We start from the raw sequence: 6218 nt of genomic DNA on the forward strand, positions 1-6218 counted from the left end.
AGGCCCGCCGCCGACGGCGCCCAGCCGGTGCGCATCGTGCCGGCGGCCGAGCGCGTCGCGGCGCGCCGCGCCGACCGCGCGCGCACGGTGATCCGCCTGCCCGCGTACGAGGAGGTCAAGGACGATCCGGTGCTGTACGCCCACGCCTCGCGCGTGTTCCACCTCGAGTCCAATCCGGGCAATGCGCGCGCGCTGGTGCAGTGCCATGGCGAGGGCCCGGGCGCGCGCGACGTGTGGATCAACCCGCCGCCGGTGCCGCTCACCACCCCCGAGATGGACTTCGTCTACGACCGGCCCTTCGCGCGTGCGCCGCACCCGAGCTACGGCGGCGCGCGCATCCCGGCGTGGGACATGATCAAGTTCTCGATCAACATCATGCGTGGTTGCTTCGGCGGCTGCACCTTCTGCTCGATCACCGAGCACGAGGGCCGCATCATCCAGAGCCGTTCGCACGAATCCATCATTCACGAGATCGAGGAGATCCGCGACAAGTCGCCCGACTTCAAGGGCCACATCACCGACCTCGGCGGGCCCACCGCCAACATGTACCGCATGGCGTGCAAGAGCAAGGCGATCGAGGAGAACTGCCGGCGGCTCTCGTGCGTGTATCCGGGCATCTGCGAGAACCTCGACACCGACCATTCCTCGCTCGTCGAGCTCTACCGCAAGGCGCGCGCGGTGCCAGGGATCAAGCGCATCACCATCGGCTCGGGCCTGCGCTACGACCTCGCGGTGCGCTCGCCGGAATACGTGAAGGAGCTCGTCACCCACCACGTCAGCGGCCTGCTCAAGATCGCGCCCGAGCACACCGAGGAGAACACGCTCTCCAAGATGATGAAGCCGGGCATCGGCGCCTACGAGGAGTTCGCGCGCATGTTCGAGAAGTACTCGAAGCTCGCGGGCAAGAAGCAGCACCTGGTGCCGTACTTCATCGCCGCCCATCCGGGCACCACCGACGAGGACATGCTCAACCTGGCGCTGTGGCTCAAGGCGCACGACTTCCGCCTCGACCAGGTGCAGACCTTCCTGCCCACGCCGATGGCGCTGGCGACCACGATGTACCACTCGCGCAAGAACCCGCTGAAGAAGGTGTCGGCGGATTCCGAGGTGGTGGAGACCGCGCGCGCCGGCCGCATCCGCAAGCTGCACAAGGCCTTCCTGCGCTGGCACGACCCGGAGAACTGGCCGCTGCTGCGCGAGGCGCTGATCGAGATGGGCCGCGCCGAGCTGATCGGCAACGGTCCGCACTGCCTGGTGCCGCGCCAGCAGCCGGCACGGCTGGTGGCGGCGAAGGCCGGGGGCGGGCGCAAGCCGGGTGGCTGCGCGAAATCGCGGGCGAGGCGCGGGGCCTAGGAGGCGTTCAGCGTCTCGAGCCGGTTGCGTCCGCCGGCCTTGGCGCGGTACATCGCCTCGTCGGCCCGCCGCAGCAGTTCTTCGGCGCGCTGCTCGCCGCCGTCGAAGCAGGCGATGCCGATGCTGGGCGTGCTGTGATGACGCACTGCCCCGATTGCGTATGGCTCGTTGAGTGCGGCGAGGATGTTGCCGGCGATCAGGGCTGCCTTTTCGCCAGCCTCGGCTGCGGCGTCGCCCAGATCCTCCAGCATCACCACGAACTCGTCTCCACCGAGGCGCGCCACGGTGTCGCCCTCGCGCACCACCTGGCGCAGGCGCGCCGCGATCTCGCACAGCAGCTGGTCGCCGGCCTCGTGGCCGTAGGTGTCGTTTACGCGCTTGAAGTGGTCGATATCGATGAACAGCAGCGCCCCGTGGCGGCCGTGGCGGCGCGCGTTGGCCAGGCCCTGGCGCAGGCGGTCGAGCAGGAAACGGCGGTTGGGGAGCTGGGTCAGCGTGTCGACGAAGGCGAGATTGCGGATCGCTTCCTCGGCGGCCTTGCGTTCGGTGATGTCGATGATCACCCCGTCGAGCCGGAGCGGTTCATCATCGGCGTCGACCGCCACGCGGCCGCGCTCGCTGACCCAATGGACGCGCCGGTCGCGCCCGCGCATGCGGTATTCCACGTCGTAGTTGGTGTGACTGATGCGTGCGCTCTCGATCGCGGCGACGATCGTGGGGACGTCCTCATGCAGGATGAAGTCTCCGAACGACAATCGACCGGACATGAAATCCTCGGGTGTCGCCCCGGTGAGCGCGGTGATCCCGCGGCTGATGTGCATGACCCTCCAGGGCGGTTCGATCTGGCAGCGGAAGACGACGCCGGGCACGTTCTCGACCAGGGTGCGGAACTCGTCGCGGCTGTGCGCCAGGTGCGACGCGGCGGCACGCATGCGGCGGCGGTGGCGGGCGTTGCTGTGCATCACCGCGAACAGCATCAGGCTGAGAGCGCTGCCACCGTAGAGGATCAGGGCGGGCTCCGCGCTCGCGTGGTCGGCCTCGAAGGCCGGCGTGCTGCTGAAGCGGACCACCCATTCGCGCCCTGCGACCTCGACCGCGTGGGTGACGACGTAGTGCGCGGCGGCATTGCGCTCGGCCGAGGCGTAGAGCAGGGTCTGCGGCGATTCGTGCAGGTCGTGCAGTTCGATGTCGGCGTCGCGCAGGTCGTCGCGGAAGATGGCCTGCATCATGTCGTACGCGCGGAACGGCGCGTAGACGTAGCCCAGCAAGGCGGCGCGGCGCTGCTCCACGCTCGCGACCGGCATGGCCTTCGCGTACACGGGCAGGTAGATCAGGAAGCCGGGCTGCACCTCGGTGCCGAACTCCTGAACCAGGGTGACCCTGCCGCTGAGCGCGGCCGTTCCCGTGTCGCGCGCGCGTTCCATGGCCTCGCGGCGCACCGGCTCGGAATACATGTCGTAGCCGAAGGCGCGCCGGTTGCGCCCGTCGAAGGGCTCCAGGTAGACGATGCTGCTGTAGCGGTCGCGATACCCGGGCGGATGTACCGTGTAGTCGGGGAAGCCTTCGGCGCGCACCGCCGCGACGTGGGCCTCCAGCTGCGCCGGGAGCAGCATGACGGTGAAGCCGGTGCCCTGGATACCTGGCAGCGAGCGCTCGAGGTGGAGGGCTGCGACATAGGCCGCCCACTCGGACCGGCCGACGTCGTCGCTCGCGGCGAACAGCGCGGCGCCGCCATGCAACACCTGCTCGTAGGCCTGCACGCGCGAGAGCAGGTTGTCGCGGGCCAGCGTGGCGTGTGTGGCGAAGCGGTCGCGCGTCCGCTCCTCGAGATGGGCGTCGACGTATCTCCACAGCACCGCCGTCAGGAGCAGGCCCAGGATGAGCGCGAGCCAGGCGGCCGTGCTGCGGTCGAGCATGGCGGCGGCGCGAACTTGCGCGGATCCTGCGTCCTGCGTCATGGGCGGGAGGGGTGAGGGGGTGGCCTGTTCGCGAGTGTTCCACGAATCGTGCGGAGCGGCCAGCCCGCAGGTGGGACCGCCGCCGCGGCCGGGCTTACATCCGCATGCGTTTCGAGGTCGCGCGCGCGACCGCCAGCGGGCACAATGCCGCCCTTGTCCTTCCCGGCCATCGTCGACAGCAAGCAATGCCATACGAAATCCTCGTCGGCCTGCGCTACACCCGCTCGCGCAAGCGCGCCCAGGGGCGCAACCGCTTCATCTCCTTCATCTCCCTGGTATCGATGTTCGGCATCGCGCTGGGCGTCGCGGCGCTGATCGTGGTGCTTTCGGTGATGAACGGCTTCCAGGAGGAGTTGCGCACCCGCATCCTCGGTGTCGCCTCGCACGTGCAGGTGCAGAGCCCGGAGGGCGGGCTCATGGCCTGGCAGCAGGTCGCCGACGAGTCGCTGCGCAACCCCTCGGTGCGCGCCGCGGCGCCCTACGTGCAGGAGCAGGGCATGCTCTCCTTCGACGAGGGCGTGCGCGGAACGCTGGTGCGCGGGGTGATCCCGTCCGCGGAGGAAAAGGTCGCCGATTTCGGCCGCTACATGCAGGCCGGCAGCTTCGATGCACTGCAGGCGGGCCGCTTCGGCATCGTGCTCGGACGCGACCTCGCCGCCGCGCTGCGCGTGCGCCTGGGCGAGAAGGTCACGCTGATCGCGCCGCAGGGCCTGGTGACGCCGGCGGCGGTGCTGCCGCGCGTCAAGCAGTTCGAGGTGGTGGGCATCTTCGAGGCCGGCATGTACGAGTACGACTCCAGCCTCGCGCTCGTGCACATCGCCGACGCCCAGGCGCTGTACCGGCTGGGCGACGCGGTGAGCGGCGTGCGCCTGAAGCTCGACGACCTCTTCGCAGCGCCGCGGGTGGCGCGCGAGCTGGCGATGACGATCAGCGAGCCGGGTTTGGTCGTCGCCGACTGGACGCGCAGCCACGCCAACTTCTTCCGCGCGGTCGCGCTCGAGAAGACCATGATGACGCTGATCCTCTTCCTGATCGTGGCGGTCGCGGCCTTCAACATCGTCTCCACGCTGGTGATGGCGGTGCAGGAGAAGTACGCCGACATCGCCATCCTGCGCACGCTGGGCGCAAGCCCGGCCTCGATCATGGCGATCTTCGTGCTGCAGGGCTCGGTGATCGGCCTGGTGGGCCTGGCCGCGGGCGTGGCCGGCGGGCTGGCGATCGCGCACAACCTCGACGTGGTGATCCCCGCGCTCGAGACGCTCACCGGGGCGACGCTGTGGAACAAGGAAATCTATTACATCAACGAGCTGCCTTCGAAGGTCCTGGGCTCGGACGTGAGCACCATCGTCACCGTTTCCTTCGTGCTGACCCTGGTGGCCGCGCTCTACCCGAGCTGGCGCGCCTCGAAGGTGAATCCTGCGGAGGCGCTGCGCTATGAATGAAACCCTGGATACCGGCGCGCAACCCGTGGTCGTCGCCTGCACCGGGCTGTCCAAACAGTTTCGCGAGGGCGCGGAGGCGGTGCGCGTGCTCGACGGCGTCGAGCTCGAGGTGCGGCGTGGCGAGCGCGTCGCGATCGTGGGCTCGTCCGGCTCGGGCAAGAGCACCCTGATGCACCTGCTCGGCGGACTCGACGTGCCCAGCGCGGGCAGGGTGCGGCTGATGGGGCAGGACTTCTCGACCATGTCGGAGGCCGCGCGCGGACGCCTGCGCAACGCCTCGCTCGGCTTCGTGTATCAGTTCCATCACCTGCTGCCGGAGTTCTCTGCGCTCGAGAACGTCGCGATGCCGCTCTACATCCGCCGCGTCGCGCGTGCCGAGGCGGACGAGCGTGCCGCGCAGATGCTGCGCGAGGTCGGCCTCGGCCATCGCCTCGACCACGCTCCGGGCGAGCTCTCCGGCGGCGAACGCCAGCGCGCCGCGATCGCGCGCGCGCTCGTCACGCAGCCCGCCTGCGTGCTCGCAGACGAGCCCACCGGCAACCTCGACCGCCGCACAGCCGGTGCGGTGTTCGATCTCATGCTCTCGCTCAACGAGCGCCTGGCGACCAGCTTCGTCATCGTCACCCACGACGAGACCCTGGCCGCGCGCGCGCAACGCACGCTCCGCCTGGTGGACGGCCGGCTCGGCGCTTGAGGAAGAAATCCCGCGGCAACGCCCCGGGATGGGTCAAGTTCTACCGGAAACGACCGTATACAGGCTCGAAGACCATCCTGTCCGGCCCCGCGCCGGGAATCGAGCCATGAAAATCCTCTTCCAGCCTGCCGTCCGCCTGCTCGACCGCCTGAGCTATCCGCTCAAGTTCGGGCTCATCATCCTCGTCTGTGCCGTCGCCTCGGTGATCCTGCTCGCGCAGATCTTCACCAGCCTGCGCGAAGAGATCCGCGTGACCGAACGCGAGATCGCCGGCCTGCAGCTGTTCGACGCGGGCTTCGGCGTGATCCTCAAGACGCAGCAGCACCGCGGCCTGTCCGCCGGTGTGCTGGGGGGCAGCAGCGAGCTGGCGCCCAAGCGCGAGGCGAAGGCGGCGGAGTTGCATGCCGCGCTCGGCGCACTCGACGCGGCCATCGACGGCGATGCCGGCTGGTCGGGCTTGCGCGCGGGCTGGCAGATGCAGCGGGCGGCGCTGGTACGCCTTGCCGACAGCGGGCTCTCCATGGCAGGCGCGGAGAATTTCCGCCTGCACACCGAGACGATCGCCGGACTCATGCGCTGGCTCGGCGAGCTCGGTGACGCCTCCGGGCTGTCGCTCGACCCCGAGCCGGCGAGTTCCAACCTGCTCGCGCCGCTGCTCGGCGCGCTGCCGGAGCTCAGCGAGCGGCTCGGTCAACTGCGCGCTCGCGGCACGGCGCTGAGCGCCCGCCGCGAGCTTGCGCGCAGCGACGAGCACGCCCTGGTCGCGCTGCT

5 protein-coding genes are annotated in these 6218 nt (G+C 69.6%); 4 read left to right on the plus strand and 1 reads right to left on the minus strand.

The annotated features are described in order from the left end of the window. Positions 1–1353 (plus strand): YgiQ family radical SAM protein (locus tag C665_RS17765; protein ID WP_004325082.1); only part of this gene is annotated, 1353 nt, incomplete at its 5' end. On the opposite strand, the gene C665_RS17770 is transcribed toward C665_RS17765, so the two are convergent. Next, positions 1350–3269, minus strand: a complete 1920-nt coding sequence (locus C665_RS17770; protein ID WP_004325084.1) for a CHASE domain-containing protein — start codon at positions 3267–3269, stop codon at positions 1350–1352. The two genes, C665_RS17765 and C665_RS17770, sit on opposite strands and share 4 nt — an antisense overlap. 227 nt (positions 3270–3496) lie before the next feature. Between C665_RS17770 and C665_RS17775 the strand changes: the two genes are divergently transcribed. From C665_RS17775 to C665_RS17785, 3 genes are all read left to right on the plus strand, one after another. Then, the gene (locus C665_RS17775) at positions 3497–4753 is read left to right on the plus strand and encodes a lipoprotein-releasing ABC transporter permease subunit (RefSeq protein WP_004325085.1); all 1257 of its coding nucleotides are present in this window, start codon (positions 3497–3499) and stop codon (positions 4751–4753) included. After that, positions 4746–5447: a lipoprotein-releasing ABC transporter ATP-binding protein LolD gene (gene lolD, locus C665_RS17780; protein WP_004325086.1), complete on the plus strand. Its 702-nt coding sequence runs from the start codon at positions 4746–4748 to the stop codon at positions 5445–5447. The genes C665_RS17775 and lolD overlap by 8 nt, the downstream gene beginning before the upstream one ends. Before the next feature lie 106 nt (positions 5448–5553). Further along, on the plus strand, positions 5554–6218 hold a 665-nt coding region (locus C665_RS17785), incomplete at its 3' end, for a nitrate- and nitrite sensing domain-containing protein (protein WP_004325088.1).

Origin of the sequence: Thauera aminoaromatica S2 (assembly GCF_000310185.1) — a bacterium.
Classification (GTDB): domain Bacteria; phylum Pseudomonadota; class Gammaproteobacteria; order Burkholderiales; family Rhodocyclaceae; genus Thauera; species Thauera aminoaromatica.

Bases quoted from the DNA above. Each gene is read 5' to 3' on its own strand.
- C665_RS17770 (WP_004325084.1), bottom strand. From the start codon at position 3,269: ATGCTCGACCGCAGCACGGCCGCCTGGCTCGCGCTCATCCTGGGCCTG.
- C665_RS17775 (WP_004325085.1), top strand. From the start codon at position 3,497: ATGCCATACGAAATCCTCGTCGGCCTGCGCTACACCCGCTCGCGCAAG.
- lolD (WP_004325086.1), top strand. From the start codon at position 4,746: ATGAATGAAACCCTGGATACCGGCGCGCAACCCGTGGTCGTCGCCTGC.